A 25035-nucleotide genomic window follows, 5' to 3' on the forward strand; every position below is an offset into this window, starting at 1 on the left:
GACACCCGACCCAACAAGAGGGCCTCTGCTTGCGCGACAGCCTCAAGACCGGACTGAACTTCGGCATGACCTCGGGCGTGATCACCACCCTGGGGCTGATGGTCGGCCTGAACTCGGGGACACACTCCGTGGCGGCCGTCATCAGCGGCATTCTCACCATCGCCGTCTCCGACTCCCTTTCCGATGCCATGGGCGTCCACGTCTCCAAGGAGGCCGAGGGAGGGCACAGCGATAGCTACCTCTGGCTGGTCATGGCCGCGACTTTTGTTACCAAGCTGGTGGTCGCATCAACGTTTGTGGTACCCGTCCTGCTGCTGGACCTGGGGTCCGCCATGGTCGCCGCCGTGGCCTGGGGTGCCGTTCTGATCACCGTCATGAGCTGGCGCATCGCCCGGGCGCAGGGCTCCGACCCCGGGAAGGCGATCCTGGAACACCTGTTCGTGGGCGGGGTGGTGGTGGTGGCCACCCACTACTCCGGGCAATGGATTGGCGGGTATTTCGGGGGCGGGGCCATCGCCTAGATACCCCTGGTGAGCCCCAAACGAAAAAGGCCACCCCGGGGAGGGGTGGCCTTTATGCTTTCGCTTCCCTCGCCCGATGGGACGAGATTGTGACTCGGGCCAGGGAGCGAGGAGGGGGCCGTTCGTAACCCCCTGATTGTTTGGCTCCCCGGGCCGGACTCGAACCAGCGACAAGGTGATTAACAGTCACCCGCTCTACCAACTGAGCTACCGGGGAATTGTTCTACAGCGGCGCATGATACCGGCAGCCCCCCGGGGGGTCAAATCCCCTCGGCCGGGGCCAGACGGGCGGTGCCAGCGGCGGGTTCGGCGGCCGGGCGGGTGGCGACGGGGACGCCCAGGGCCCGCTCCCGGATCCGGCTCCAGGCCGGATTCCGGGCCCCGCCGCCCAGGGTCATTACTCGCCGCGGGGTCGGCGCACCCAGCTCCCGCAGGCGGGTGTAGCCGGCGGCCTCGATGGCGGCCATGCCCTCCAGCAGCCCCTGGAGGAAGCGGGCATCGTCGTCCGGCCGGGGCGCCATGCGCGGCTCCTGTTCCGGGTCGTTGACCGGGAAGCGTTCGCCCCGGGCCGGCAGCGGGTAGTAGTCCAGGCCGGTGGGCATCTCCGGATCCAGGGACGGGGTCAGGGCGGCCAGCCGGTCGTCGTCGAAGAAGGCCCGGAGGGTCGAGCCGCCGCTGTTGGAGGCGCCGCCGGCCAGCCAGTACCGGCCGAAGGGCTGGCTGTAGACGCCGGTCTCGGCATCGGCCACCGGCTCGGCGCACACCACCTTGAGGACCAGGGTGGAGCCGAGCACGGTCACCGCGTCCCCCGGCTCGCTGGCGCCGGCGGCGAGGACGGCGGCGGTGCTGTCGGTGGTCCCGGCCCCCACGCGGGCGGTGGCCGGCAGGCCGAGATCGGCGGCTACCGCCGGGTCCAGCGGCCCGAGGTCGGCGCCGGCCGGGTGGACCGCCGGCAGCCGTTGCGCGTCCATTCCGGCCCGGGCCAGCCAGGCCGGCCATTCTCCGGCCACCGGGTCCCAACCCGTTTTCAGGGCATTGTTGGGATCGCTGTGGCCGAAGCGACCGGTGAGCCGGCCGGCGATCCAGTCGGCCTGGTGGAGCAGGTGGGCGGCCTCCGGGTGCCGGGCCAGCAGCCACAGCGCCCGGGCCAGGCCGCTGCCGGCGCCCCGGGCAGGGCTGTCCGGCGGCGCGACGGCGTCGATGGCCGCCCCCTCGGCGGTGGCGCGGGCGTCGTTGTAGAGCAGGGCGGGGGCCAGCGGTTCCCCTTCTGCATCGGTGACCAGTACCGTACCGGAGGTGCCGTCCACGGCGAGGCCGGTGATCGCCGCCGCGTCGATGCGGCCGGTGAGGCCGCGCACGGCGGCGCGGACCCCCTCCCACCAGCGGGCCGGGTCCTGTTCCACGGCGGCGCTGTCCCGGCGCGGCTCGGCTATGGCTACCCGCTCGCTGTCCACCGTCTCGCCGGCGGCGTCGATGGCGGCGGCGCGGCAGCCGGAGGTGCCGATGTCGATGCCCAGCCGCAGGCCCATGGCTACTCCCGGGGCGGCAGCTGCACCGGTGCCGCCGGCTGCCAGCCCTCGGCGCGGTGCTCGGTGGTGACGTCGGTGTAGATCCCGCCGCGGACGTTGAAGCGGCCGGTCACCCGCAGGAAGCGGGGAACGATGGCGGTGACGAGATCATCGGTGATCCGGTTGGTCACCGCCTCGTGGAAGGCGCCCTCGTCGCGGAAGCTCCACATGTAGAGCTTCAAGGACTTCAGTTCCACGCAGGTAGTCCCCGGGATGTAGTCGATGTAGAAGGTCGCGAAGTCCGGCTGACCGGTCTTGGGGCAGAGGCAGGTGAACTCCGGGATGACGAAGCGGACGGTGTAATCGCGCTCCGGCGTGGGGTTGGGGAAGGTCTCCAGATCCCGGCTGGGCTGGGTGGTCATGAACCGCTCTCCGGTTGGCTTGGAATGGGCCGCATTTTAACGCAAAATCGACCGATTCCGGGGATCCCGGCAGGCCCCTCACGGTACGGCAACGGCAGGCAGGCGCATGCGGCTGAGCAGGATCAAGCTGGCCGGGTTCAAGTCCTTCGTGGACCCCACGACCATCCCGCTCCCCGGCAACCGGGTGGGCGTGGTCGGCCCCAACGGCTGCGGCAAGTCCAACGTCATCGACGCCGTGCGCTGGGTTATGGGCGAGTCCTCCGCGCGCCACCTGCGCGGCGAGGCCATGTCGGACGTCATCTTCAACGGCTCCTCCTCGCGCAAGCCGGTGGGGCAGGCCTCCATCGAGATGGTCTTCGACAACAGCGAGGGCGGCCTCACCGGGCAGTACGCCCACTACAACGAGCTCGCCGTCCGCCGCACCGTCACCCGTGAGGGCCAGTCCACCTACTACCTCAACGGCACTCGCTGCCGCCGCCGGGACATCACCGACATCTTCCTCGGCACCGGTCTGGGGCCGCGCTCCTACGCCATCATCCAGCAGAACACCGTCTCCCGTCTCATCGAGGCGCGCCCCGACGAGATGCGGACCTACCTGGAGGAGGCCGCCGGGATCTCCAAGTACAAGGAGCGCCGGCGGGAGACCGAGAACCGGATCCGCCACACCCGGGAGAACCTGGAGCGGCTGGAGGACCTGCGCGAGGAGCTGGACCGCCACCTGGAGCACCTGGAGAAGCAGGCCCGCACCGCCGAGCGCTACAAGGAGTTGCGCGCCGAGGAGCACACCCTGCGCGGCCAGCTCCAGGCCCTGCGCTGGCGGATCCTGGATGCCGAGTGCGCCGCCCACGACCGCGCCGTCTCCGAGAAGGAGACCGCGCTGGAGGCGGAGATCGCCGGCCAGCGCCGCATCGAGGCGGAGATGGAGGAGCGCCGTTCCGAGCAGGCCGAGGCCTCGGATGCCTTCAGCGAGGTCCAGGAGCGCTACTACGCCGTGGGCGCCGACATCGCCCGGCTGGAGGAGGCCATCGAGCAGGCCCGGGCGCGTCGGCAGCAGCGCGAGGAGGAGCGCGAGCAGCTCGATACCGCCCTCGCCGAGACCGACCAGCGACTGGAGACCGATCGCGCCCGGCTGGCGGAGCTGGATGGCGCCCTGGCCGAGGGCGAGCCGGAGCTGGAGCGGCTGGAGGCCGCCGATACCGAGGCCGGTGAGGCCCTGGCCGCGGCCGAGGAGGCCCGGCGCCAGTGGCAGCAGGAGTGGGAGCGCCTGAACCAGGCCCTGGCCGACCCCACCCGGGAGGCGGAGGTCGCCCGGAACAACCTCACCAACCTCGAGCGGCGTGCCGACGATGCCGTCCGCCGCCGGGAGCGGCTGGAGCGCGAGCGCGCCGAGCTGGATCCCGACGCCGCCACCCGCGCCGCCGAGGAGGCGGAGACCGCCCTGGCCACTGCCGACGCGGATCGCCAGCACCGGGAGGCGGCCCTGGCTGAGCGCCAGCAGACCCTGGAGACCCAGCGCCAGGCGACCCGGACCGCCGCCGAGCGCCGGGATGCCGCCCGGGACGAACTCCAGCAGGCCCGCGGCCGCCATGCCTCCCTGGAGGCGCTGCAGCAGGCCGCCCTGGGCAAGGACGACGATAGCCGCAGCCAGTGGCTGGAGCGCCAGGGCCTGGCGGACGCCCACCGGCTGGCGGAGCTCATCGAGGCGGAGCCCGAATGGGCCCCGGCCGTGGAGGCCGTCCTGGGCGAGGCGCTTGAGGCGGTCCGGACCGACCGCCTCGACGACCCGGCGGCAGCGCTGGCCGACCTGGCCGGCGCCGACCTCACGCTTCTGGAGGCGCGGGCCGGCGGTTCGCCGGCGGCCGATTCCCTGGCCGCCCGGGTCCGCGCACCGGTGGACCTGGCCCCGCTACTGGCCGGCGTCTTCACCGCCCCGGATCGGACCACCGCCCTGGCGCGGCGCACGGAGCTGGGGCCCGGCGAATCCTGGGTCACCCCCGATGGGATCCAGGTCGGCACCAACTGGCTGCGCGTGCGCCGGGGCGACGACCAGGGGGAAGGCGCTGGCGTCCTGGCGCGCGAGGAGGAGATGCGGACCCTCGCCGAGCGCATTGCCGAGCTGGAGTCGGCGGCCGCCGAGGCGGAGGCCGAGGTCGAGACCGGCCGCAGCCGGGAGGCCGAGCTGGAGACCGAGCGCGAGGCCGATCAGCAGGCGGTGGCCGAGCTGCAGCAGCGCTGCACCGAGCTGGCCGGCGAGCGCGACCGCCAGCGCGCCCGGAGTGAGGAACTGGCCGGCCGACGCGAGGAGCTCTCCGAGCAGATCGCCGAGCTGGAAGAGGAGAGCGAGGCGGTGGCCGAGGAGCAGGAGACCGAGCGCGAGCGGCTGGCCGAGGCCCTGGAGCGCTCCGAGAGCCTGGCCGCCGAGCGCGATGACCACGCCACCCATCGCCAGGAGCGCGACGAGGCGGTGGAGGCCGCCCGCCAGGCCCAGCGCGAGGCGACCCGGGCCGTTCAGGACCACCGGCTGGCCCTGGAGCGCCAGCGTACCGAGCGCGCCTCCCTGCAGCAGGCCCTGGAGCGGCTGGAGCAGCAGCACGCCCAGTATGTCGAACGGCGCGACGCCCTGGCCGGGGAGCTGGCGGCCGAGGAGGATCCGGTGGCGACCCGTCAGGCCGAGCTGGAAGAGCGCCTGAACGAGCGGCGCGAGGTGGAGGCTGCCCTCGCCGCCGCGCGGGAGCGCTCCGAGGCGGTGGAGGCCGCCCTGCGCGAGCTGGATGGCCAGCGCGCCGAGGCCCGGACCAATGCCGAGCGCCTGCGCGAGGAGGCCGAGCGCGCCCGGGGCGATGCCCGGGAGCTGCGGGTCCGCCGGGAGACCCTGCGCGAGCAGATGGACGAGGCCGGCCACGACCGCGAGGCCCTGCTGGCCGAGCTGCCCGAGGAGGCCTCCGAGGAGGCCTGGCAGAAGCGGCTGGAAGAGGTGGAGGCGGCCATCAAGCGGCTGGGCGCCATCAACCTCGCCGCCATCGATGAGTACCAGCAGCAGTCCGAGCGCAAGGAGCACCTGGATCAGCAGCGCGAGGACCTGCTGGGCGCCCTGGAGACGCTGGAGGAGGCCATCGACCGTATCGACCGGGAGACCCGCAACCGCTTCCGGGAGACCTTCGACGCCGTCAACGCCGGTCTGGGAGAGCTCTTCCCGCGCCTGTTCAACGGCGGCCACTCCTACCTGCAGCTGGTGGGGGACGACCCCCTGGATGCCGGGATCGGCGTCATGGCGCGCCCCCCGGGCAAGCAGAACAGCTCCATCCACCTGCTCTCGGGGGGCGAGAAGGCGCTCACGGCCGTGGCCCTGGTCTTCGCCTTCTTCCAGCTCAACCCCTCGCCCTTCTGCCTGCTGGACGAGGTGGATGCCCCGCTGGACGACGCCAACGTCGGCCGCTTCTGCGAGCTGGTGCGGGAGATGTCGGAGAAGACCCAGTTTATTATCATTACCCACAACAAGGTGACCATGGAGATGGCCGACCAGTTGAACGGGATCACCATGAACGAGCCGGGCGTCTCCCGGCTGGTGACCGTCGACGTGGACGAGGCCGCCTCCCTGGCACGGACCGCGTGAGGGACGATGGACGCACTGCGCTGGATACTGCTCGCCCTTGGCATTGCCCTGCTGGCCGGGATCGCCTGGTGGGGCTATCGCCGTCGCCAGCAGGGGGATCTGGATGACCTGCTGGACGATACCGACTGGATGGAAGAGATCGCCCGCCAGACCCGGGCTCGCCGTGGTGAGGCCTCCGGCGAGCAGAGGGAGCCGGCGCCCGAGGAGCTCCAGGAGGCCTTCGAGGAGGCGCTGCATCGGGATGCCCCCCAGGAGCCGCCGCGGGTGGAGCCGGTAGCGCCCCCGGTGTCGGAGTCTCCCGAAGAGGATCTTACCGGGGCAGTGGCCGGCGAGGGCGCGTCCGAGCCCGCTCGCGGGGCCCGGCCCGAACCCGAACCACAGCCCGAACCGGCTCCCGAGCCGGCTCCGACCATAGAGACGGAACCCCTCTTCCCCGAGGAGCCCGAACCGGAGCCGGAACCAGAGCCCGCACCGGAACCGGAACCCGAACGTGCTCCGGAGCCCGAGCCGTCCCCGCGGCCGGAAGTGCGCACGGAGCCGCCGGGCCGGCCCGGGCCGGAGGGGGAGGACGAGACCCCCACCGGGATCCGTACCGAGCCCGTGGCCCCGCATCGACGGTCAGCGGCGCCCGAGCCGGAACCCGAATCAGAGCCCGAGCCCGAGCCGGAGGGCGAGCGCCCGCCCCGACCGCCGGGCGAGGATGACCTGATCCTGGCCCTGTTCGTCACTGCGCCGGAGGGGTCTGCCTTCCCCGGGTCGGCGCTGGCCACCGCGCTGGGCGAAGCGGGCCTGCGCTTCGGCTCCATGGAGATCTTCCACTGGTACCACGCCGGCGGTGGCGCCGGGGAGGAGCCGGTCTTCAGCGTGGCGAGCATGGTGGAACCCGGGACCCTGGAGAAGCTGGACGAGACGTTCGCGACACCGGGACTGGCCTTCTTCTGCCAGCTGCCGGGCCCGCGCCCGGGCATGGAATCCCTCGAGGCCATGCTCGCTGCCGCCCGCCGGGTCGCCTACGATCTCGGCGGCGAGCTGCTGGATGAGCGCCGCTCGACCCTGACCGATCAGACCGTCGGCCATCTCCGCGACCGGGTACGGGAGCACGAACTCCACCTGCGCACTGCGCGGGGTGGACAGTAGGGGGGAACCCCGAGAACAGACCCGTAGCCCCGGGAAGCCACGGAACCGAGCACACGAGGAGCCTGCCCAACGATGCCGCCGGAATCGACGCCATCCCACCGGGACGATCCGGCCGCGCGCGTTCGCGAACTCCGCGAGGCCATCGATTACCACAACTACCGCTACTACGTCCTCGACGATCCGGAGATTCCGGATGCCGAGTACGACCGGCTCCTGCGCGAGCTCCAGGAGCTGGAGGCGGCCCACCCGGAGCTGGTGACCGCCGACTCCCCCACCCAGCGGGTGGGGGCGGCGCCGGTCTCCGAACTGGGCGAGGTGGCCCACGAGATCCCCATGCTCTCCCTGGCCAACGCCTTCTCCGAGGAGGAGCTGGCCGCCTTCGACGAGCGCCTCCGCCGGGAGCTGGGGGTGGAGACCATCACCTACGCGGCCGAGCCCAAGCTCGACGGCCTGGCGGTGAGCCTGCTCTACGTCGACGGCGAGCTGGTGCGCGGTGCCACCCGGGGTGACGGCACCACCGGCGAGGATGTGACCCACAACGTCCGCACCATCGGCGCCATCCCCCTGCGCCTGCGGGGCGAGGACTGGCCGCGCCGCCTGGAGGTCCGCGGCGAGGTCTACATGTCCCACGCCGGCTTCCAGCAGCTCAACGAGGACCGCCGCGCCGCCGGCGAGGAGCCCTTCGTCAATCCGCGCAACGCCGCCGCCGGCAGCCTGCGCCAGCTCGATCCGCGGATCACTGCACGCCGGCCGCTGGCCTTCTACGCCTACGGCACCGGAGTGAGCGAGGGCGGGGAGATCGCCGACTCCCACCATGAGTCCCTCCAGCGCCTGCGCGACTGGGGCCTGCCGGTCTCCGACGAGGTGCAGCGGGCGGAGGGGATGGCCGCCTGTATCGACTATTTCCGCCGGATGGGTGAGCGGCGTGCGAGCCTGGCCTTCGACGTCGACGGCGTGGTCTTCAAGGTGGACGACCGCGCCCGGCGGGAGCGGCTGGGCTTCGTGGCCCGCTCGCCGCGCTGGGCCATCGCTGCCAAGTTCCCCCCCGAGGAGGAGCTGACCACCCTCAGGGCCGTGGAGTGGCAGGTGGGCCGCACCGGGGCACTGACCCCCGTCGCGCGGCTGGATCCCGTCTTCGTCGGTGGTGCAACCGTGACCAACGCCACCCTCCACAATGAGGACGAGATCCGGCGCAAGGATGTCCGCATCGGCGATACCGTTACCGTGCGTCGCGCAGGCGATGTGATCCCCGAGGTGGTGGGCGTGGTGGAATCGCGCCGGCCGGAGGGGGCGGAGGCGCCGCAGCGCCCGGACCACTGCCCCGTCTGCGGCTCCGAGGTGGTGCGCCTGGAGGGGGAGGCGGTGGCCCGCTGCACCGGCGGCCTCTACTGCCCGGCCCAGCGCCGCGCCGCCCTGGAGCACTTCGCGTCCCGCCGGGCCATGGACATCGACGGCCTGGGGGAGAAGGTCATCCAGCAGCTGGTGGAGCGCGAGCTGGTCCGTGACGTGGCCGACCTCTACCACCTGGATGCGGCGACCCTGGAGGGTCTGGACCGCATGGCGGAGAAGTCCGCCGCCAACCTCGTCGCTGCCCTGGAGGCCTCCCGGGAGACCACCCTGCCGCGCTTCCTCTTCGCCCTGGGGATCCGGGAGGTGGGCGAGGCCACCGCCGCCGGCCTGGCTCGCCACTTCGGCACCCTGGAGCGGCTCATGGCCGCCGACGAGGAGGAACTGCAGCAGGTGCCCGACGTCGGCCCCGTGGTGGCGGAGAGCGTGGCCACCTTCTTCCGCCAGCCTCACAACCGCGAGGTGATCCAGCACCTCATCGACGCCGGTGTTCACTGGCAGGAGGCGGAGCCGGATACCGGGCCGAAGCCGCTGGAAGGGCTCACGGTGGTCCTCACCGGCACCCTGGCCGAGCGCACCCGGGACGAGGCCGGGGCGGCGCTGGAGGCACTGGGGGCCAAGGTCACCAGTTCGGTGTCGAAGAAGACCGACTACGTGGTCGCCGGCGAGGCCGCCGGCTCCAAGCGGGAGAAGGCCGAGGAGCTGGGGATCACCATCCTCGACGACGCCGGCCTGGAACAGCTTCTGGCCGGTGAACGGCCCTGAAGGCCCGTAAAACGAGGGCGTCATTCCGGATGGCGCGCTAGCGCCAGTCCGGAACCTCGAGAACAGGCCGCGCTGCTCGGTTACGAAGTGGCCCCGTTCTCTGTTTCCCAAGCAAACCGGCAGGGAGCCGGTCTCCATCCGCCAGGGAGGGTCCATCCCGAACCGGGAGAGCCCGCATGGAGATCGCCGACCTCCTCGCCTTCGCCGTCCGCAACAACGCCTCGGACCTCCACCTCTCCGCCGGCCTGCCGCCCATGCTGCGCATCGACGGCGAGGTTCGCCGTACCAATCAGCCGGAGCTGGACGCCGAGACCGTTCAGGAGCTGGTCCAGGCGACCATGACCGAGGACCAGCGTCGGGAGTTCGAGGAGCGCTGGGAGATCGACTTCTCCTTCGAGCTGCCGGAGGTGGCGCGCTTCCGCGCCAACGTCTTCCAGCAGGGGCGGGGGCCCGGGGCGGCCTACCGCGTCATTCCCGCCGAGGTGAGCACCCTGGAGGAGCTCAAGGCGCCGGAGGTCCTTTCGCGGGTGTCGGGCTATCCGCGCGGCCTGGTGCTGGTCACCGGTCCCACCGGCTCCGGCAAGTCCACCACCCTGGCGGCCATGGTGGACCACAAGAACCGCTCCGAGCGCGGCCACATCCTCACCATCGAGGACCCGGTGGAGTTCGTCCACCAGCCCCAGCGCTGCCTGGTGAACCAGCGCGAGGTCCATCGCGACACCCACGGCTTCAGCGAGGCACTGCGCTCGGCCCTGCGTGAGGACCCGGACACCATCCTGGTGGGGGAGCTGCGCGACCTGGAGACCATCCGCCTGGCGCTCACCGCCGCCGAGACCGGCCACCTGGTCTTCGGCACCCTGCACACTAGCTCCGCGGCCAAGACCATCGACCGGATCATCGACGTCTTCCCGGCGGGGGAGAAGGGCATGGTCCGCTCCATGCTGGCCGAATCCCTGCAGGCCGTGGTGGCCCAGACCCTGCTGCCGCGGGTCGTTGGGGGCCGGGTGGCGGCCCACGAGATCCTCACCGGGACCTCGGCGGTGCGCAACCTCATCCGCGAGGACAAGGTCGCCCAGCTCTACTCCACCATCCAGACCGGCCAGGCCCAGGGCATGCAGACCCTCGACCAGGCGCTGCAGCAGCTGGTCCAGCAGGGCGTGGTGGAGCGGGAGACGGCCCGTACCGTGGCGGCGGAGCCGGCGGCCTTCTAGTAGTGCGGGCGGAGCGATCGTTTCAGTCGCTGGGACCCAGGCAGCAGGGAGTGGGGTCGTCGAGGCCGCCGGCGGTGGCCGTGATGGTAAAGAAGAACTCGGTATCCGGGCGCTTGCAGCCCGGGCGACTGTTGGCGGGGAAGGCGACGTCGAAGCGTTCCGGATCGTACTCGGGCAGTAGTCGGGCCAGGGCGCCGTCGGGGCCGTCCAGGTCGCTGCAGTAGTTGAAATCGAGTTCGGTACAGTCGCCGCCGGCGGGATTGAGGCGGCAGTTGGCCACATTGACGGCGCTGGCGGCGCGGATGGCGCCGGCCTGGGTACGCGCGGCGGCGAGTTCGGCGGTTTCACCGGTTCCGGCCAGTTGTGGCACGGCTACGGCGGCCAGTATCCCCAGGATGACCAGGACAAGGACCAGCTCGACCAGTGTGAAACCGGGGCTCCTGCCCAAGGTGACCTCCGTGTGGGCCAGACTCCCTAGCCGCGAGAGAACAACTTGTGATTCTGCCACGCCACCCCGGTTTCGGGTGTTCTAGCTGCTCCAATTGGCTGCCATTTGAACAGCCGGATGTCTTTTTCCTAAATATCGAAGACCTGACCCCTTATCACCCCTTATCAAGGCGCGTGGGGAGGGGGCTTGGGCGCGACTGTTCGAAATTCGAACGGAGGGCTCGGTCAACGACTTATCAGCCAGCGGTTTCCGGGCGCTGTAACAAACTTGCAAGACTCGCCCCCTGTTCTCGACCCCTGTTGGTCGTACACCGCCCTCACAATTATGCGGAGGATCAATAAACAGCTTCAACTTACACTGCAGGGCTGTGCATGCGCTGAAGCTGTCTTTCCCGGAAAACCTAAATTCAAATGGTTGGGTTGGGCTTTCTAGTTCCGAGTGAGGCAGCACGTGGAAGTAGTGTATGGGTCTCCGCTTGTATCGGTGATTTCGAAGGTGCCACCACTGTTATCATCGCAAGCGCCATCGGCTACTCCCCAAGTGGTCGTGTCAAAATTGTCCATTAACGAGTTGACCTTTTCTGCATCACACGAGCTGAGGCCAGTCACACAATCAGTTTCGGAGAGTCGGCAATTCGCTACGTTCACTGAATTAGCCGAGGTGATCGCATTGGCTTGGGCGCGAACCGAGGTACTTTCCGCTTCCTCTCCAAGGTCACTGAATTGTGGTACAGCCACGGAGGCCAGGACGCCCAGGATGACCAGGACGATGACCAGTTCGATGAGGGTGAATCCGGAAGTGCGCTGCATGGTTTCTCCTGACGGGATGCTTGGGCCGCTTCCTGCGACAAGGGTGTTTAAGTGCCTCCTAATCTATGGGCTGCGTACCGGGCTGTAAAGCGCGGGATGTAAAACCTTCGTTACGATTCTTGTCCCCGGTCAGGGCGGCGCCAGGGGCCGACGGGGCGCAGCTGGAGCCGTCGCCCCTCGGGGGCCACAAGCCGCAGCTGCAGGTGGGGAACGGCCTCGGCCGGCGGTTCATCGACCGGGCGTAACAGTTCCGGATCCTTGGGGCGGTGGATCAGGACTCCCCGGGACGGATCGTAGTACCAGCTCCCCGGTGGCACCTCGGCGGGCTCCAGGCCGGGCTGTTCGCCGCGGTAGCCGGCGGGGGGCCGGTCGAGGAGGGCGACGGGGTTGTCGCCGGGGCCGACATCCGCCCGGTTACCCAGGGCCGTGGTGGCGGTGGCGGTCTGCAGCGCCGCCAGGGTCTCGTCCAGGCGGTAGCCCTCCAGGCGGGAGAGCAGGCGGTTGCCCTCCACCAGGTAGAGGCCGACGACGCTGGCCGCAATCAGGGCGACCAGGGCGAGTTCCAGGCGGTGGCGCGGGGTGGCGGGGCTGCGCGCCATGGGACCTCCTAGAGGGCCGCTCCGCCCATCTGCCACATGGGCAGGAAGATGGCCAGGGCGAGGATGAGGACCAGGAGGCCGATGGCGGTGATGACCACCGGCTCGATGTAGGAGGAGAGGCGCTTGAGGTCGGCCTCCACCTCGCGCTCGTAGAAGTCGGCCACCTCTTCCATCATCTCGTCCACCCGGCCGGTCTCCTCGCCCACCGAGAGCATCTGCAGCACCAGCGGGGTGAAGAGTTCGGTATTGGTCGCCGCTCGCAGCAGGCCCTCGCCCCGCTCCACGCCGGTGCGCATCTCCCGGATCCGGGCGGCGACGAAGGCGTTGTCGGTGGCGCCGGCCACCGCCTCCAGGGCGGTGAGCACCGGGACGCCGGCGCGCAGGGAGATGGCCAGGGTCCGGGCGAAGCGGGCCAGCAGGGCGCGGCGGACGATGGAGCCGATCCCGGGGATGGCCAGCTTCCAGCGGTCGAAGCGCAGGCGGCCGGCCTCGGTGCGCAGCCAGGCGAGGAAGGCGGCGGTTCCCGCCGCCGCCAGGGCCAGCAGCGCCGGCCACCAGTTCAGGAAGAGGGCGGAGGTGGTCAGCAGGATCCGGGTGGGCAGCGGCAGCTGCTGATCCATCCCCGCGAAGAGGTCGGCGAAGGCGGGGATGACGAAGATGTTGATGACCACGATGGCGATGACGATGGCCACCATGACGAAGCTGGGGTAGCGCAGGGCCCCCTTCACCTGCTCCCGGGTCTCGCGCTCCGATTCCAGGCTGCTGGCGATCCGCAGGAAGGACTCGTCCAACCGGCCGGCGTTCTCGCCCACCCGCAGCATGCTCACGAAGAGGTTGGGGAAGACCCCCTGGGCGCCGAAGGCGTCGGCCACGCCGCGCCCGCCCTCCAGCGCCTCGGCCACGTTGCGGATGGCCCGGGCCAGGCGGCGGTTGCGGGTGTTCTGGGCCAGGCCGGTGAGGGCGCGGATGATGGGGACGCCGGCCCGGGTCAGGGAGTACATCTGCCGGGAGAAGACGGCCAGGTCTCCCAGCTGGACGCGGGGCTCCAGCCAGCGCGCGATCCCCGTGGCGCTCCCCTCGTTACCGGTCTCGCGAGCCGGGGCCGCCTCGATGCGGGTGGGGGTGATCCCGTCGGCCTGGAGGCTGCGGGCCAGCGCCTCCCGGGAGGAGGCATCCATCTCGCCCTGGAGGGCGCGGCCGGTGCGATCCCGTCCCCGGTAACGGAAGGTCGGCATGGCCTAGTCGTCCTCCAGGGCGAGAGGGGGTGCGCCGCCCCCCCGGTCGCTGTGGCCGGTCCCATCGGGACCGCCGCCGTGCTCCAGGGTGTAGCCGCTACTGGCCGTCGCCACGGGGGGCGCCTCCTCGACTTCGGAAGTGCCCTCGACCTCCGCCTCTTCCTCCACTTCCCCGAGGACGCGGAAGACCTCCTCCAGGCTGGTGACCCCGTCCCGGGCGTAGTCCAGGGCGACCAGGCTCATGGGGCGGTAGTGGGGGTCGCGGCGGCAGGCGGCGGCGAAGTCGGACTGGTCGCCGCGCCGCAGGGCATCGGCCATCTCGGCGTTGATCTCCAGCAGCTCGAAGACGCCCATGCGGCCGCGGTAGCCGGTGTTGTTGCAGCGGTGGCAGCCGCGGCCCTGGTAGAAGGTGATCTCGTCCGCCCGTTCGCCCAGGGTGCCGCGCAGCCAGACACTTTCCTGGTCGTCGGGCTGGTAGGGCGTCTTGCAGTTGTCGCAGACCCGGCGCAGCAGGCGCTGGGCGAGGATCCCGCGCAGGGCGGCGGAGAGCATGTAGGACTCGGCGCCCATGTCCAGCAGCCGGATGGCGGTGGCCACGGCGTCGTTGGTGTGCAGCGTGGAGAAGACCAGGTGGCCGGTAACCGCCGCCCGCAGACCGATCATGGCGGTCTCCTCGTCGCGCATCTCGCCCACCATGAGGATGTCGGGGTCCTGGCGCAGGGCCGAGCGCAGCACCCGGGCGAAGGTGAAGCCGATGTCCTCGCGCACCTGGACCTGGTTCACCCGGGCCAGGCGGTACTCCACCGGGTCCTCGGCGGTAATGATCTTCACCTCCGCCTTGTTGATCTCCGAGAGGGCGCCGTAGAGGGTCGTGGTCTTGCCGGAGCCGGTGGGGCCGGTGACCAGGACCAGGCCGTGGGGCTGGTGGATGCGGCGGCGGAAGCGGCGCAGGACCTCCTCCGGCATGCCCAGGCTGTCCAGGGAGAGGATCCCCTGGGATTGATCGAGCAGGCGCATGACCACCGATTCGCCGTGCTGCATGGGCAGTGTGGACAGGCGCACGTCGATGCTGCGCCCGCGCACCCGGACCTGGAAGCGGCCATCCTGGGGCATGCGCCGCTCGGAGATGTTGAGTCCGCACATGATCTTCAGCCGGGAGATGAGGGCGGCGGCGACGTTCTTCTGCTGCATGATGTGCTCCTGCAGCACGCCGTCCACCCGCTGGCGGATGCGCAGGCCGCGCTCGTCCGGCTCGATATGGACGTCGGAGGCGCCCACCTGCACGGCATCCTCCATGATGGACTGCAGCAGCCGGACCACCGGGGCGTTGGCCTCGCCCTGATCATCGGCGAGGGTGGCCAGGTCGATGTCGTCCTCGCTGCCCACCTCCTCGCCGAGCTCCTCGGCGAGGTTGGCGATCTCGTCGGTGCGCCGGTAGGAGGTGTCGATGCCGTTGAGCAGGTCGTCCTCGCTGACCACCGCCAGGCGCACCGGCTTCTTGAGGACGCGGGAGAGCTCGTCGTAGGCGAAGATGTCGGTGGGATCGGCCAGGCCCACCAGGTAGTCCTCGCCGGTATCCTCCAGGACGATGGCGCGAAAGCGGCGGGCGTGGGTCTCCGGCAGCTTCTGGACGGTCTCGGGATCCAGGCGGTAGTGGCGCAGGTCCACCCGCGGGATCTTCAGCTGCTCGGAGAGGAGGTCGAGCATGTCCCCCTCGCTGACGAAGCCCATCTCGATGAGCTGGCGCCCGAGCTTGCGGCCGGTCTTCTTCTGTTCCGCCAGGGCCGACTTGAGCTGCTCGTCGGTGATCCGGCCCTTCTCTACCAGGAGATCGCCGATGCGGATGCGCTGCTGGGTCATGGGGTCTCCGGGACGGGGTGCTCGTTGGCGGTCAGCCGCCGCAGGTCGCTGGTGAGGCGCTGCCGCTGCCAGTAGTCGCGGGAGAGGCGCCGGGCGAGTTCCTCGGGGCCCCGCCGCCGGAGGGCGGCCACCGCTGCGGCCGGCCAGCGGGGCAGGGCGGCGAGCCGGCGCCGTAGCAGTCGACGGGCCGCTTCGGGGGCCTCCAGGGCGGCCAGGGCGCGGGCGTAGCGGCGCGCCGCGTGGGGCGCCATCTCGGTGTGGGTGCCGGCCCGCAGCAGACGGCGGGCGGCCCCGGGCCGGCCGGCGCGCTGCTCCAGGCGGGCCGCCGCCAGGCGCAGGCCGACGTGGCCGGGGTGCGCTTCCAGCCCCTCGTGCAGCAGCTCCAGGGCCCGCTGTGGCTGCTGGGGAGCCAGCCGCTGGGCCTGGTTGAGGGTGCGCTGGGCGGCCTGTTCGCCGTCGGAGCGCTGCCGCCAGTCGGGCCCGGCCTGGACGACGGCGGTGCTCAGTGCCAGTAGCAGGGTCACGGCCACGCGCACCGCTACCGCTCCCGCAGTTCCCCGGCCGCCCCCGAGAAGTCCTCCAGGGAGTCGCGCCAGGTGTCGGCGCCGACCACGTGGGGCTGGATGAGGATGACCAGCTCGCTCTTGGTGGTGGTGGTCTCCTGGTGGCGGAATAGACCGCCGATGAGCGGCAGGCTGCCGAGGACCGGGACCCGGGAGGTGGTGTCCTCCTCCCGGTCCTGGATGAGGCCGCCGATGACCACCATCTCGCCATCCCGGGCGCGGACGATGCTGTCCGAGCGCCGGGTGCTCGAGCGGGCGATGGGGATGGAGATCTCCTGGTCCTGGCCCAGGGAGAAGGAGCGTACCTCACCGGAGACCTCGCTCACCGAGGGCTGGACGTGGAGGGTGATGGTGCCCTCGGCATCGATGGAGGGCGTCACGTCCAGGGCGATCCCGGAGAAGAAGGGGGAGAGCTCGATGTCGCTGATCCGGGTATTGCTGGCGGTGGTACCGGTCGTGGTGTCCCGCTCGGTGGAGAAGTCGGTGACGTAGAAGCTGTCCGTGCCCACCTTGATGATGGCCTTCTGGTTGTTGACCGTGGAGACCCGGGGGCTGGACAGCACCTGGACGTCGCCCTGGGTGGAGAGGGCCTCGATGAAGGCGGAGAAGTCGCCGGCCTGGAAGCCGGCGGCGAACATCCCGCCCAGGCCGGTGGTCTCCAGGGTCCCCTGGGCGACGTCGCCGAGGGTGACGGTCTCACCCTCCAGCCCGCTGCCGTCGGTCTGCCCGACCTGGAACTCCCGCCCGCTGCTGGAGCCCACGGCGGACCAGTTGACCCCGGTCTGCTGCCCTTTGCTCAGCTCCACCTCCAGGATCCGCGCCTCCAGGATGACCTGCCGGTTGAGGCTGTTGCGCAGGCGCTGGAAAAAGGCCTCCACCTCGCGCAGGACCCGGCTGTGGGCGCGGACCACGACGGTCCCGGACTGGGGGCTGAAGGTGGCGGAGGCATCCTCGTCGGCGGCGATGAGGTTGTCGACTGCCGCCTCCACCTCCGCCCAGAGGTCGGAGGTGGATTCCGTCGAGACGCGGTTACCGCTGGCCGAGCCACCCTCTTCCTCGTCCCCTTCGCTCTCACTCCCCTCGCTGCGGCCGGAACTCACCCGGGTGGAGGAGGATCCGGTTCGGGTTATGTTGAGGTAGTTCAGGTGGAAGATCCGGGCATCCTCCCCCGGCGGGCGGACGGTGAAGCCCACCGGCGACTCCTCGAACTCGTAGCCGTAGACCTCGCGCACCGCCTCCAGGGTCCCGGGGACGGTGACGTCCTCGAGATTCAGGGAGAGGGTCCCGGTGACGTCGGGGTGGACGATGATGTTGTAGGGGGTGTCCTCCACCAGGCCGTGGAAGAAGTCCCGGGCGGGGACCTCCTCCACGGCGATATTGAAGCGCGGTTCGGGCTCGCCGGCGGGGCTCAGCGGGGGCAGGACCACCTCCGGTTCGTCCGGGCGGTCGTCCGCCTCCGGCCGGGATTCCGCCGGGGGCTCCTCCACGGTCATGGCCGCCTCCAGGCGCTGATCGCGCTCGGCGCTGCGCTCCTCCACGGTGCTGCAGCCGGCGGCGGTGACCAGCGCCAGGGCGATGACAGGAACGGGGGTGCGGGTCATGGGTGCTCCTTGTCGTCGACGGGCCGCTTGATGGCGGTCCGCCCTTGCAGGCTGAGTTCCCGGCGCTCGCCATCGTCGCGGACGATGACGCGGCGGCGCTCGATGCGGATCACGCGCAGTCCGGCGTGCTCCTCCCCGGCGCGCAGCCAGACGCCGTTGATGCGGGCCCGGGACGTCTCTCCGTGGAGGATGGACGAGACCCGGGGTGCGCCGGAGGAGGTGCCCGGCGACTCGCCGGCGCTAGCCCCCTCCTGTCCCGCCGGCGGCCGAGTGGGGTCACCCAGGGCGAAAGCGGGACCGGAAGCGGCCAGCAGCAGGCCGGCGATGAGCCAGGGGATCGTGGGGCTAGACACCGAGCCAGTCCTCGTGGCCGCTCAGGGTAAACAGGCGCAGAGTGACCCGCGCCCGGGGGTGGTCGATCACCTCGTACTCCAGCCGCTGCCAGCCGAAGCGCCAGGGGAGGTCCTCCACGCGCTCCAGCCACGCAGTAGTGGCGCCGTAATCGGCCTCGAAGACCAGCTCCACGCCGTGGCGGTAGATCCCCGGTCCCCGCTCGTCGGGCTCCAGTATGGTCTGGGTGGGCCGGGTGCGCAGGGCGATGAGTCGGGTCCCGGCATCAGTCCTCAGCAGGCGGCGCAGGACCTGCTTCATCCGGTCCGGCGGGATGAGATCGGCGGTGAGGTCGCGCAGTTCGGCGGTGAGTTCGTCGATGCGGGCGCGGATCTCGCGGATCTCGGTGCGTACGGCCTCGTCCGGATCCTGCTCCAGCCGGGTGGCCAGTTCGTTTACCTCCTCGGCTACCTGCGCCTGTGCCTCGCGGGCATCGGCGATCCGGACCTCGGCGGCCGCGGTGCGGTCGACCCAGGCGCTGCCCAGCATCAGCCACCAGATCCCGCCGGTGGCGGCCACCAGGGCCAGGAGGCCCAGGAGGCGCTCGCGCCGGCCACGACCCTCTACCCAGCCGGCGGCGCGCTCGCCCAGTGCGCGCAGGCGTTCCCTCACGGCGCGCCCTCCCCGTCGGCGTCCCGCTCGGCTTCCGTGAGCAGACTGCGGCTGACCAGGTGGAAGTCGAGGTAGTCGCCGTCCTCGCGCCGCTGGAGGTCCATCCGGGCGAAGCGGCTGGCGGTGAAGGCGCCGCTGGCCGCCAGCCCCTCCACGAAGGCGGGGACCTGTTCGGCGGCGGTGGCGCTGCCTTCGAAACGGGCAGCCCCCTCACCGGCGAGTACGAAGCGGCGCAGCCAGAGCCCTCGGGGCGGGGCATCTGCGAGCCCCGTCAGGAGCGGGGAGAAGCCGCCGTGGCCCATGCCCTCCAGATCGTCGAGGGCCTCGCGGAAGCGCTTCTGGCCGGCCAGCTCGGTGCGGGCCCGCTCCAGCTCCGCCTCCAGCTCGGGGTCCACCTCGCGCGCCTCCAGTCGCTGGTTCAGTTCATCCCTGCGCTCGCGGAGTGCGTTCAACTCCGCCTCCACGGCGACCGCCTGCGCCTCGGCCCGATGGGCCTGCCAGCCCAGGGTCCCGGAGAGGCCCGTCAGGACTATCAGCCAGAGGAGGAGGGCAGCGGCCAGCGCCCGGGGCGCGAGGTAGTCGCGCTGCTGGCGATGGCCGGTGTGGAGGTCGATGGTTTCACCGGTCTCTGCCCGGAGGGCGCCGCCGGCGGCCAGAGTGGCGCGGGAGAGGGTCTCGGCCTCCGCCTCGCACTCGATGTTGAGGACGTGGGAGAGTTCCAGGGCGCTGGCGGCGATGTTCAGGTTGGTGTTGATGTAGTCGATGAGCGGCCCCCGGTCCATGGGGGTGGGGGCGATGAGGGCGCGGGCCGCCGGGGCCGAGGCGAGCTGGCGTTCGTAGTAGTCCAGGGAGCGCTGCAGCTCCAGGGCGATCCCCTCCATCTCCAGGGTGCTGCCCTCGGCGAGGCGGCCGGTACCCGCCTCCAGCCGCCGGGCCAGGTAGAGCCCCTGGTCGTGGGTCAGCAGGATGACGCCGTCTTCCCGGCAGAGATGAAGGGTGGCGGTGCCGCCGGCCTCGTCGGGGATCCGGGCGGTGAGGTTACGCAGGGCCGATTCGCGCACCTCCACCGCCTCGGGCTGCAGTCCGGCCGATGCAATGGTGTCGATAACCCGCTGCACCACCGGCCGATGCACGACGAAGGCGAAGACCATGCGGCTGGCGCCCCGGTCGGAGTGCTGGGGCAGGGTGGCGATGACCGCCTCTTCCGGCGGGAAGTCGACGAGATCGCCCAGGCGCCAGCGCAGGGCGTCGGCCATCTCCTCGGGGGGGACCTCGGGCGCCTCCAGGTGGAGGAGCTGGTAGGCGCCGTCATCCAGGACCGCTACCGCCGGGCTGCCGCCCAGTCCCAGGCGCTCGACCTCGCGACCCAGCGCCGCGGACGGGGATTCCTCGGCGAAGTCCCCGGCGGCGCAGGCCACCAGGTTCTCGCCGGTCTCATCCACCGCGGCCAGGCTGAAGGTATCCTCTCCCAGAAAGACGCCCGTGCGCCCCTCATGGCGGGGTTGACGGTGCAGACGACGTTTCAGGGCCTCGAGGAAGCGAAGACGCGACATGGACGGGAACCTTTCCTTGGGGCCCCCATGTTACGGGGCCGGAGGTGGGCGAGGGAAGAACACGGTGCGAGGCGGGGATCAAGGTTAACAGGTGTTAAAGATCATCCAGATGGTGACCGTCGTCTCCGCCGGGTTCACAATCCCGGTCATGGGACGCGGATTCACGCTACTGGAACTGGTGCTGGTGCTGGTCATCCTCGGGGTGCTGGCCGCCGTTGCCGTGCCCCGGCTGAGCCTTAATACGGGCCTGGAGGCGCGCTCGGCGGCCACCGACCTGGTGGTGGCCCTGCGCGGGGCCCAGCTGCACGCCATGAACGGGGTGCCGGGGGTAGTGATGGGAGTGGACGGCGCCGGCTGGTCGGCCACTTCCGAAGGCGATGAGCTCCGTCTGCCCGGCGGTCTCGGCCAGGGCGAGTGGCCGGGCAGTGTTGCAGTGACCCTGGGGGGGTGCGCTCCCGGGCGATTGGGCTTTGATGGCCTGGGTCGGCCCGAGTGCGACGATACCTCCCTGTCGGACCCGGTCCGGATCCGGCTCCAGGCCGGCGGTTCGGGGCAGACCGTCTGTCTCCATCCCGAGACCGGCTACACCGAGCGCCGGCCGGGCGATGCGAGCTGCGGGGCGTGAGAATGCGGAAGCAGCGCGGCTTTACCCTCATCGAGATGGTCGTCTTCATCGTCGTCCTGGGGGTGGGGATCACCGGCACCCTGGCGGCCATCGTCCACGCCACCCGGGATGCCGCCGACCCCCTGATCCAACTGCGCGCCGCCGAACTGGGCAAGAGTTATCTCGACGAGGTGATGGCCGTGCCCTATGCGAAGAAAGGTGAGCCCTGTGATAACCCCGATGTTCGCGCCGATTTCGAGCACCTTGAGTGTTACAACGGCCTGAGTGATCAGCCGCCGCAACCCGCAACCGGAGACGAAGAGACCATGGATGAGGTCTATCGCGGTTGGACCGTGGAGGTGGCCGTTGACAACGAGGATAAGTGGGAAGGAGCGGACGGGCGCCGGGTCATCGTCACGGTGACACCGCCGGGCAATGGGGCTGGCCCCATCGAACTGTCCGCCTTTCGGGGCAAGGAGAATTGAGCGTGATCCGGCAGTCCGGCTTCACCCTGATCGAGGCAGTCCTGGTCCTGGTCCTGCTCGGCGTCCTGAGCATCGGCCTGGCCGCCTTTATCGACAACGCCACCGACCACTACGCCGATACCGCCGAGCGCACCCGGCTGCTGGGCGAGGCGCGGCTGGCCCTCACCCGGATGGGGCGGGAGATCGAGAGGGCGCTGCCCTACTCCCTGCGTACCGATTCCGACGGGGATGCCCGATGTCTGGAGTTCCTCCCGACCCGGGACGGGGGGCGCTATCAGGCCGAGGGTGGCCCGTATCCGGGAGGTGCGGAACGGGAGCCGCTGCCTGTCGGGGAAACGGCGACTTCCTTCCACGTCCTGGGCTTCGAGGGAGTGAGTGGGGATGGGGATCTGACCCACCTTCGACAGGCCGGGGTCGAGTACATTGCAGTCTATCCCGCTCCGCCGGCCGATACCCATATCTACGGGGAAGGAGCTGACCCGGCCGCGGGCGATGATGTGGCCCTGCGCCGTTTTGCCAGTGCGGCTGCGACGAGTATCGGGGGTGTCGTGCAGGTGAACCTGGCGAATGATACGCGCTTCCCGCGCCACGCTCCGCAGCCGCATCGCTTCTTCCTTGTCGGCTCACCGGTGAGCTTCTGTGTGGAGGGTGGCGACCTGCTCCGCTACGAAGGCTATGGCTTGCAGGTCGATCAGCCCCTGCCGCCTGGCGGGACCGGCCGCCCGCTGGCGCGGGGATTGGGCGCCGGTTCGACCTTCGAACTGGAGCCGGCGGGCCTGGAGCGGCGCGGCCTGGTCCGCGCCCGCCTGGAACTGGAGCCGCAGAGCGACGGCGGCGGACCTCTAACGGTGGAACATGCCTTCAGTACCCGCAACCATCCGTGAGCAGACGGGCCTGGGGCTGCCCCTGGCCATCTCCGTCCTACTGCTGCTGGCGGTGGTGGCCGCCGGCGTGACCCAATGGATGGGCGCCGCCCATGAGGAGGTGGCCGCCGAGGTCACCTCCCTGCGTGCCGAAGCCGCCGCTCGGAGCGGGCTGGAGTGGGCCCGGTACCGGATCGTAACGGACGACAGTTGCCCGAACAGCACGACCCTGGATCTGGACAGGGGTTCGGGATGTACCGTCGAGCTGGAAGACGAGGGTTGCCAGGAGGTCTCCGTTGGAGGGGACTCGATCTACGCCGTGGAGATGGTAGGCCGGTGCCCCCTCTGGGGTGACCTGGAGAGCAAACGGACCCTGCGGATGCGAGTGAGACCGTGAAGATGAGAGCGAAAAGAGGTCGTTTTACCAGCAGTTTCGCGGTCGTTCTCTGCTGGTTTTTTGGGGTTTTTCTCTTCGCTTTACCGGCGGTAGCCAGCGCCGAATGCTCAGATCGTAGGGGGGAGGCAACAATCAATGAGGTGAGCCACTCCGGGAGCGAGTATTTTATTGAGGTTAAGATTCTCGATTCCAACTTGGAAGAAAGTACCTACGAGAATTGGGAGGTTGTGTTTGAAGGCGGTAAAAATAAATGCGGGGAAGCAGCCAAGGTAGGCCTTTCTGAGTTTGATGATACAGGCGCCCCTTGGCTGGTTCACAAACCCTTGAGCAAAAGTGAACAGGACTGTGTCGAGTTCAAAAGTAGTCAGGGAGGGATGGATATAAGGCTCTCGGATGGGGAAGGGCGGACCATTGATTATCTTTCTGTAGCCGGTCGTGAGGGTGTCGGGGCGGGGCAGGGATGTAGTGCACCAGGAGATTTCCCCCACGATACGGAAATGAGTGGCACAAATAGCCATTCGATCATGCGTATTCCCGATGGGACCGGAGATTGGTCGGATGCCGATGCGCCTGGGAACAGTGGCGACACGACGCCCGGTGGAAGCAATGATGGAAGTGGCGACGGTGGGGATGAAACTGGAGCGCAGGCAATCGAGGTAAGCAGCCCGCAGTACAAGGGCGACGGAGTGGCGCTCTATACCCGGGTGGTCGACCAGGCCTTCGGGGTGACCGTGCGGTTCGATGCCGATGACTCGGAAATCGATAAGGTGGGACTGGATCTGGTTCGTAGTGATGGGGGTGACTGTGGTGAGGTTCTTCAGGAAGATTGGGGCAGTGCCAATGCTGAAGAATTCGAAGAGACTGATGATGGGTACGAGGTAACGCTGACTGATCTGGATTATGGCGAGGCGGTGGCTCGGGCGCGTCTGCGGGCACGTCTTGTGGTGGACGGCACTAGCCAGTGGTGTGAATGGTTCCCCTTCCTGCCTTGGTGTGGTGGCGGGGGGCAGGTAGAAAACGAGGGGTGCAGCAGCGATGCGTTCACCATCCGCCCGGCCAAACTCTCGCTGAGTGCCACGACCAATCCTGCCGAGGAAGATCTTACCGAGGAAGATCTGACTCGCTCTGACTGGTCCAATTACACCCCCAAGACGTGTAACAATGAGGTATGCCAGGCAGCCGGGGATAATTTCAACCTGGGAATCGAGGCGCTGCCCACGGGGCAGGGGTTCGATGCCGAAATCCTGTTGCAGCCCAGCGATCACCCCCAGGCGCCGGCGTGGATGGCGCTGGGTACTCTCTCACTGCCCACCTCCCTTTCCTTCGAACGGGACGCCAATAAGGTAACGACGGATCAGGCCGCTTATACCGAGGCCGGGCTGGTGGCCGTCGATGCCCACGACGACGGGGCTTTTGCCGCCGTCGACCGTGATAAGGGCCACTGCGTAACCGGGGCGGCCGACAATACCGTCAATGCGGACGGCCTTGTGGGCTGCCGCACGGCCTTGCCGGAACCGGAGCCCCTGGGCCGTTTCATCCCGGACCACTTCGCGGTGGTCGATACCGACGACATCGATCCCGACTACATCACGAATCGCTCAGCGCTCAGTTGCGATGGAGAGGAGCGCGATGAGTTTACCTACCTTGGCGAGACTCTGGCCGCCGATGTGACCCTGGAGGCGCGGAATGTTGCCGAGGCGGCTACCGAGAACTACCGGGGTGAATACGCGCCCCTGTCGGCCCTGGACTGGAGCGTGGTCGCACCGGAGGCGGAGGATGGCCATCTCGATGACCGTCTGGAACTCGTCCGCGACACCTCCGGATGGGAGCAGGGGCAGGCCAGCTTCACCCCCGAGGTGACGGTTGCTCGGGCCGATGAGCCGGATGGCCCCTTCACGGCCGATGTCGCCTTCGTGGCTACCGATGCCGACGGCGTGGCCCTGCGCGAGGCAACCCTCGATGTCGACAGGGACGGGGATGAGGACAATGACCATCGCTTGGCCGGTGAGACGATCCTGCGTTACGGCCGCCTGGCCATCGAACGGCTGACGGCGGCGACCTTCAGCGAGGTGGATCTCCCGCTCCGGGCGGAGTACTGGGACGGGGACCGCTTCGTAGAGAACGAACTCGATGATTGCACGCCGGTGGAGCTACGCTATCGGAGCCTGGCCCGGGGCGGCGATCCCGAAGCAGCGGAATGGGAGGGCCAGCCAGCGTTGGGGGATCTCGCGCTTCGGGAGCCGCTCCCGCCCCGCCTGGAAGAGGGTGAAGTGGTGGTCCCTTTCGAGGCACCGGAAGAGCGAGGCGAGGTCGCCGTGTGCGCCGATCTGGAGAATCACGCCTACCTCCATCGAGGAGCGAATGAGGATCTCCCCGATGTATGCCAGGGCAGCCCTCGCGGTTCCGTCTGGTACGGGATCTCCTCAGGCAATGAGAACGTCCTCTATACTCGCGAGGTCTTCGATTAACTAGCGCCCGTATCGACGCGGCTC

The 25035-nt window shown here is 69.7% G+C and carries 22 protein-coding genes and 1 tRNA gene; 10 read left to right on the plus strand and 13 right to left on the minus strand.

Going from position 1 to position 25035, the window contains the following annotated elements; genetic code table 11:
• Positions 1-29 precede the first annotated feature (29 nt).
• Entirely contained in the window at positions 30-521 is a 492-nt protein-coding gene (locus BM272_RS00640) for a hypothetical protein (protein ID WP_093426830.1), read from the plus strand.
• Between the two features lie 141 nt (positions 522-662).
• On the opposite strand, the gene BM272_RS00645 is transcribed toward BM272_RS00640, so the two are convergent.
• The 3 genes from BM272_RS00645 to queF all read right to left on the minus strand — a co-directional run bounded on the left by BM272_RS00645 (position 663) and on the right by queF (position 2451).
• Positions 663-738: transfer RNA gene (locus BM272_RS00645), tRNA-Asn, on the minus strand.
• A gap of 43 nt (positions 739-781) precedes the next feature.
• On the minus strand, positions 782-2050 hold the full coding sequence (locus BM272_RS00650; RefSeq protein ID WP_093426831.1) for an FGGY-family carbohydrate kinase: 1269 nt from the start codon (positions 2048-2050) through the stop codon (positions 782-784).
• A 2-nt stretch (positions 2051-2052) separates the two neighbouring features.
• Entirely contained in the window at positions 2053-2451 is a 399-nt protein-coding gene (gene queF / locus BM272_RS00655; protein ID WP_093426832.1) for a preQ(1) synthase, read from the minus strand.
• Between the two features lie 106 nt (positions 2452-2557).
• Here queF and smc point away from each other — a divergent pair, with 106 nt between their 5' ends.
• The 4 genes from smc (at position 2558) to BM272_RS00675 (ending at position 10524) form a co-directional block, all read left to right on the plus strand.
• Entirely contained in the window at positions 2558-6064 is a 3507-nt protein-coding gene (smc, locus tag BM272_RS00660) for a chromosome segregation protein SMC (RefSeq protein ID WP_093426833.1), read from the plus strand.
• A 6-nt stretch (positions 6065-6070) separates the two neighbouring features.
• Positions 6071-7201, plus strand: coding sequence for a cell division protein ZipA (gene zipA / locus BM272_RS00665; RefSeq protein ID WP_093426834.1), 1131 nt, complete (start codon positions 6071-6073; stop codon positions 7199-7201).
• Between the two features lie 72 nt (positions 7202-7273).
• A complete protein-coding gene (ligA, locus tag BM272_RS00670; protein ID WP_093426835.1) occupies positions 7274-9313 on the plus strand; it encodes an NAD-dependent DNA ligase LigA in 2040 nt (679 codons plus the stop codon).
• 176 nt (positions 9314-9489) lie between these two features.
• Entirely contained in the window at positions 9490-10524 is a 1035-nt protein-coding gene (locus tag BM272_RS00675) for a type IV pilus twitching motility protein PilT (RefSeq protein WP_093426836.1), read from the plus strand.
• Positions 10525-10546: 22 nt separating this feature from the next.
• Here the strand turns inward: BM272_RS00675 and BM272_RS14140 are convergent, their stop codons facing one another.
• The 10 genes from BM272_RS14140 to BM272_RS00725 all read right to left on the minus strand — a co-directional run bounded on the left by BM272_RS14140 (position 10547) and on the right by BM272_RS00725 (position 20194).
• Positions 10547-10972: a prepilin-type N-terminal cleavage/methylation domain-containing protein gene (locus BM272_RS14140; protein ID WP_159432972.1), complete on the minus strand. Its 426-nt coding sequence runs from the start codon at positions 10970-10972 to the stop codon at positions 10547-10549.
• A gap of 428 nt (positions 10973-11400) precedes the next feature.
• The gene (locus BM272_RS00685) at positions 11401-11781 is read right to left on the minus strand and encodes a type II secretion system protein (RefSeq protein WP_093426838.1); all 381 of its coding nucleotides are present in this window, start codon (positions 11779-11781) and stop codon (positions 11401-11403) included.
• A 110-nt stretch (positions 11782-11891) separates the two neighbouring features.
• Positions 11892-12380, minus strand: a complete 489-nt coding sequence (locus tag BM272_RS00690) for a hypothetical protein (RefSeq protein ID WP_093426839.1) — start codon at positions 12378-12380, stop codon at positions 11892-11894.
• 8 nt (positions 12381-12388) lie between these two features.
• Positions 12389-13615 carry a type II secretion system F family protein gene (locus BM272_RS00695; protein ID WP_093426840.1) on the minus strand — a complete coding sequence of 409 codons (1227 nt, stop codon included), beginning with the start codon at positions 13613-13615 and terminating at the stop codon, positions 12389-12391.
• 3 nt (positions 13616-13618) lie between these two features.
• Positions 13619-15475, minus strand: coding sequence for a GspE/PulE family protein (locus BM272_RS00700; RefSeq protein WP_093426841.1), 1857 nt, complete (start codon positions 15473-15475; stop codon positions 13619-13621).
• Positions 15472-16011, minus strand: a complete 540-nt coding sequence (locus BM272_RS00705) for a tetratricopeptide repeat protein (protein ID WP_093426842.1) — start codon at positions 16009-16011, stop codon at positions 15472-15474. The genes BM272_RS00700 and BM272_RS00705 overlap by 4 nt, the downstream gene beginning before the upstream one ends.
• A gap of 2 nt (positions 16012-16013) precedes the next feature.
• Entirely contained in the window at positions 16014-17639 is a 1626-nt protein-coding gene (gene mshL / locus BM272_RS00710) for a pilus (MSHA type) biogenesis protein MshL (RefSeq protein WP_093426843.1), read from the minus strand.
• Positions 17636-17992 carry a hypothetical protein gene (locus BM272_RS00715; protein WP_093426844.1) on the minus strand — a complete coding sequence of 119 codons (357 nt, stop codon included), beginning with the start codon at positions 17990-17992 and terminating at the stop codon, positions 17636-17638. Before BM272_RS00715 ends, mshL begins: the two co-directional genes overlap by 4 nt.
• A complete protein-coding gene (locus BM272_RS00720; RefSeq protein ID WP_093426845.1) occupies positions 17985-18641 on the minus strand; it encodes a hypothetical protein in 657 nt (218 codons plus the stop codon). The genes BM272_RS00715 and BM272_RS00720 overlap by 8 nt, the downstream gene beginning before the upstream one ends.
• On the minus strand, positions 18638-20194 hold the full coding sequence (locus tag BM272_RS00725; RefSeq protein WP_093426846.1) for a PilN domain-containing protein: 1557 nt from the start codon (positions 20192-20194) through the stop codon (positions 18638-18640). Before BM272_RS00725 ends, BM272_RS00720 begins: the two co-directional genes overlap by 4 nt.
• A gap of 91 nt (positions 20195-20285) precedes the next feature.
• Between BM272_RS00725 and BM272_RS13925 the strand changes: the two genes are divergently transcribed.
• The 5 genes from BM272_RS13925 to BM272_RS13475 are packed head-to-tail and all read left to right on the plus strand — an operon-like array spanning position 20286 to position 25011.
• Positions 20286-20819, plus strand: a complete 534-nt coding sequence (locus BM272_RS13925) for a prepilin-type N-terminal cleavage/methylation domain-containing protein (protein ID WP_093426847.1) — start codon at positions 20286-20288, stop codon at positions 20817-20819.
• 2 nt (positions 20820-20821) lie between these two features.
• The gene (locus tag BM272_RS00735) at positions 20822-21283 is read left to right on the plus strand and encodes a type II secretion system protein (RefSeq protein WP_093426848.1); all 462 of its coding nucleotides are present in this window, start codon (positions 20822-20824) and stop codon (positions 21281-21283) included.
• A 2-nt stretch (positions 21284-21285) separates the two neighbouring features.
• Positions 21286-22167 (plus strand): PulJ/GspJ family protein, encoded by an 882-nt coding sequence (locus BM272_RS00740; RefSeq protein ID WP_093426849.1) that lies wholly within the window; start codon positions 21286-21288, stop codon positions 22165-22167.
• A complete protein-coding gene (locus tag BM272_RS00745; RefSeq protein ID WP_093426850.1) occupies positions 22139-22543 on the plus strand; it encodes a hypothetical protein in 405 nt (134 codons plus the stop codon). The genes BM272_RS00740 and BM272_RS00745 overlap by 29 nt, the downstream gene beginning before the upstream one ends.
• 2 nt (positions 22544-22545) lie before the next feature.
• On the plus strand, positions 22546-25011 hold the full coding sequence (locus BM272_RS13475; protein ID WP_317622784.1) for a DUF6701 domain-containing protein: 2466 nt from the start codon (positions 22546-22548) through the stop codon (positions 25009-25011).
• Positions 25012-25035 lie beyond the last annotated feature (24 nt).

The organism is Thiohalospira halophila DSM 15071, assembly GCF_900112605.1.
Taxonomy (GTDB): Bacteria; Pseudomonadota; Gammaproteobacteria; order Thiohalospirales; family Thiohalospiraceae; genus Thiohalospira; species Thiohalospira halophila.

Excerpts from the sequence above, each read along its gene's own strand:
- smc (WP_093426833.1), top strand. The coding sequence starts at position 2,558 with ATGCGGCTGAGCAGGATCAAGCTGGCCGGGTTCAAGTCCTTCGTGGAC.
- BM272_RS00725 (WP_093426846.1), bottom strand. The coding sequence starts at position 20,194 with ATGTCGCGTCTTCGCTTCCTCGAGGCCCTGAAACGTCGTCTGCACCGT.
- BM272_RS00735 (WP_093426848.1), top strand. The coding sequence starts at position 20,822 with ATGCGGAAGCAGCGCGGCTTTACCCTCATCGAGATGGTCGTCTTCATC.
- BM272_RS00690 (WP_093426839.1), bottom strand. The coding sequence starts at position 12,380 with ATGGCGCGCAGCCCCGCCACCCCGCGCCACCGCCTGGAACTCGCCCTG.
- ligA (WP_093426835.1), top strand. The coding sequence starts at position 7,274 with ATGCCGCCGGAATCGACGCCATCCCACCGGGACGATCCGGCCGCGCGC.
- BM272_RS00700 (WP_093426841.1), bottom strand. The coding sequence starts at position 15,475 with ATGACCCAGCAGCGCATCCGCATCGGCGATCTCCTGGTAGAGAAGGGC.
- queF (WP_093426832.1), bottom strand. The coding sequence starts at position 2,451 with ATGACCACCCAGCCCAGCCGGGATCTGGAGACCTTCCCCAACCCCACG.
- BM272_RS13475 (WP_317622784.1), top strand. The coding sequence starts at position 22,546 with ATGAGAGCGAAAAGAGGTCGTTTTACCAGCAGTTTCGCGGTCGTTCTC.
- mshL (WP_093426843.1), bottom strand. The coding sequence starts at position 17,639 with ATGACCCGCACCCCCGTTCCTGTCATCGCCCTGGCGCTGGTCACCGCC.
- BM272_RS00650 (WP_093426831.1), bottom strand. The coding sequence starts at position 2,050 with ATGGGCCTGCGGCTGGGCATCGACATCGGCACCTCCGGCTGCCGCGCC.
- BM272_RS00685 (WP_093426838.1), bottom strand. The coding sequence starts at position 11,781 with ATGCAGCGCACTTCCGGATTCACCCTCATCGAACTGGTCATCGTCCTG.
- BM272_RS00675 (WP_093426836.1), top strand. The coding sequence starts at position 9,490 with ATGGAGATCGCCGACCTCCTCGCCTTCGCCGTCCGCAACAACGCCTCG.
- BM272_RS00695 (WP_093426840.1), bottom strand. The coding sequence starts at position 13,615 with ATGCCGACCTTCCGTTACCGGGGACGGGATCGCACCGGCCGCGCCCTC.
- zipA (WP_093426834.1), top strand. The coding sequence starts at position 6,071 with ATGGACGCACTGCGCTGGATACTGCTCGCCCTTGGCATTGCCCTGCTG.
- BM272_RS00745 (WP_093426850.1), top strand. The coding sequence starts at position 22,139 with ATGCCTTCAGTACCCGCAACCATCCGTGAGCAGACGGGCCTGGGGCTG.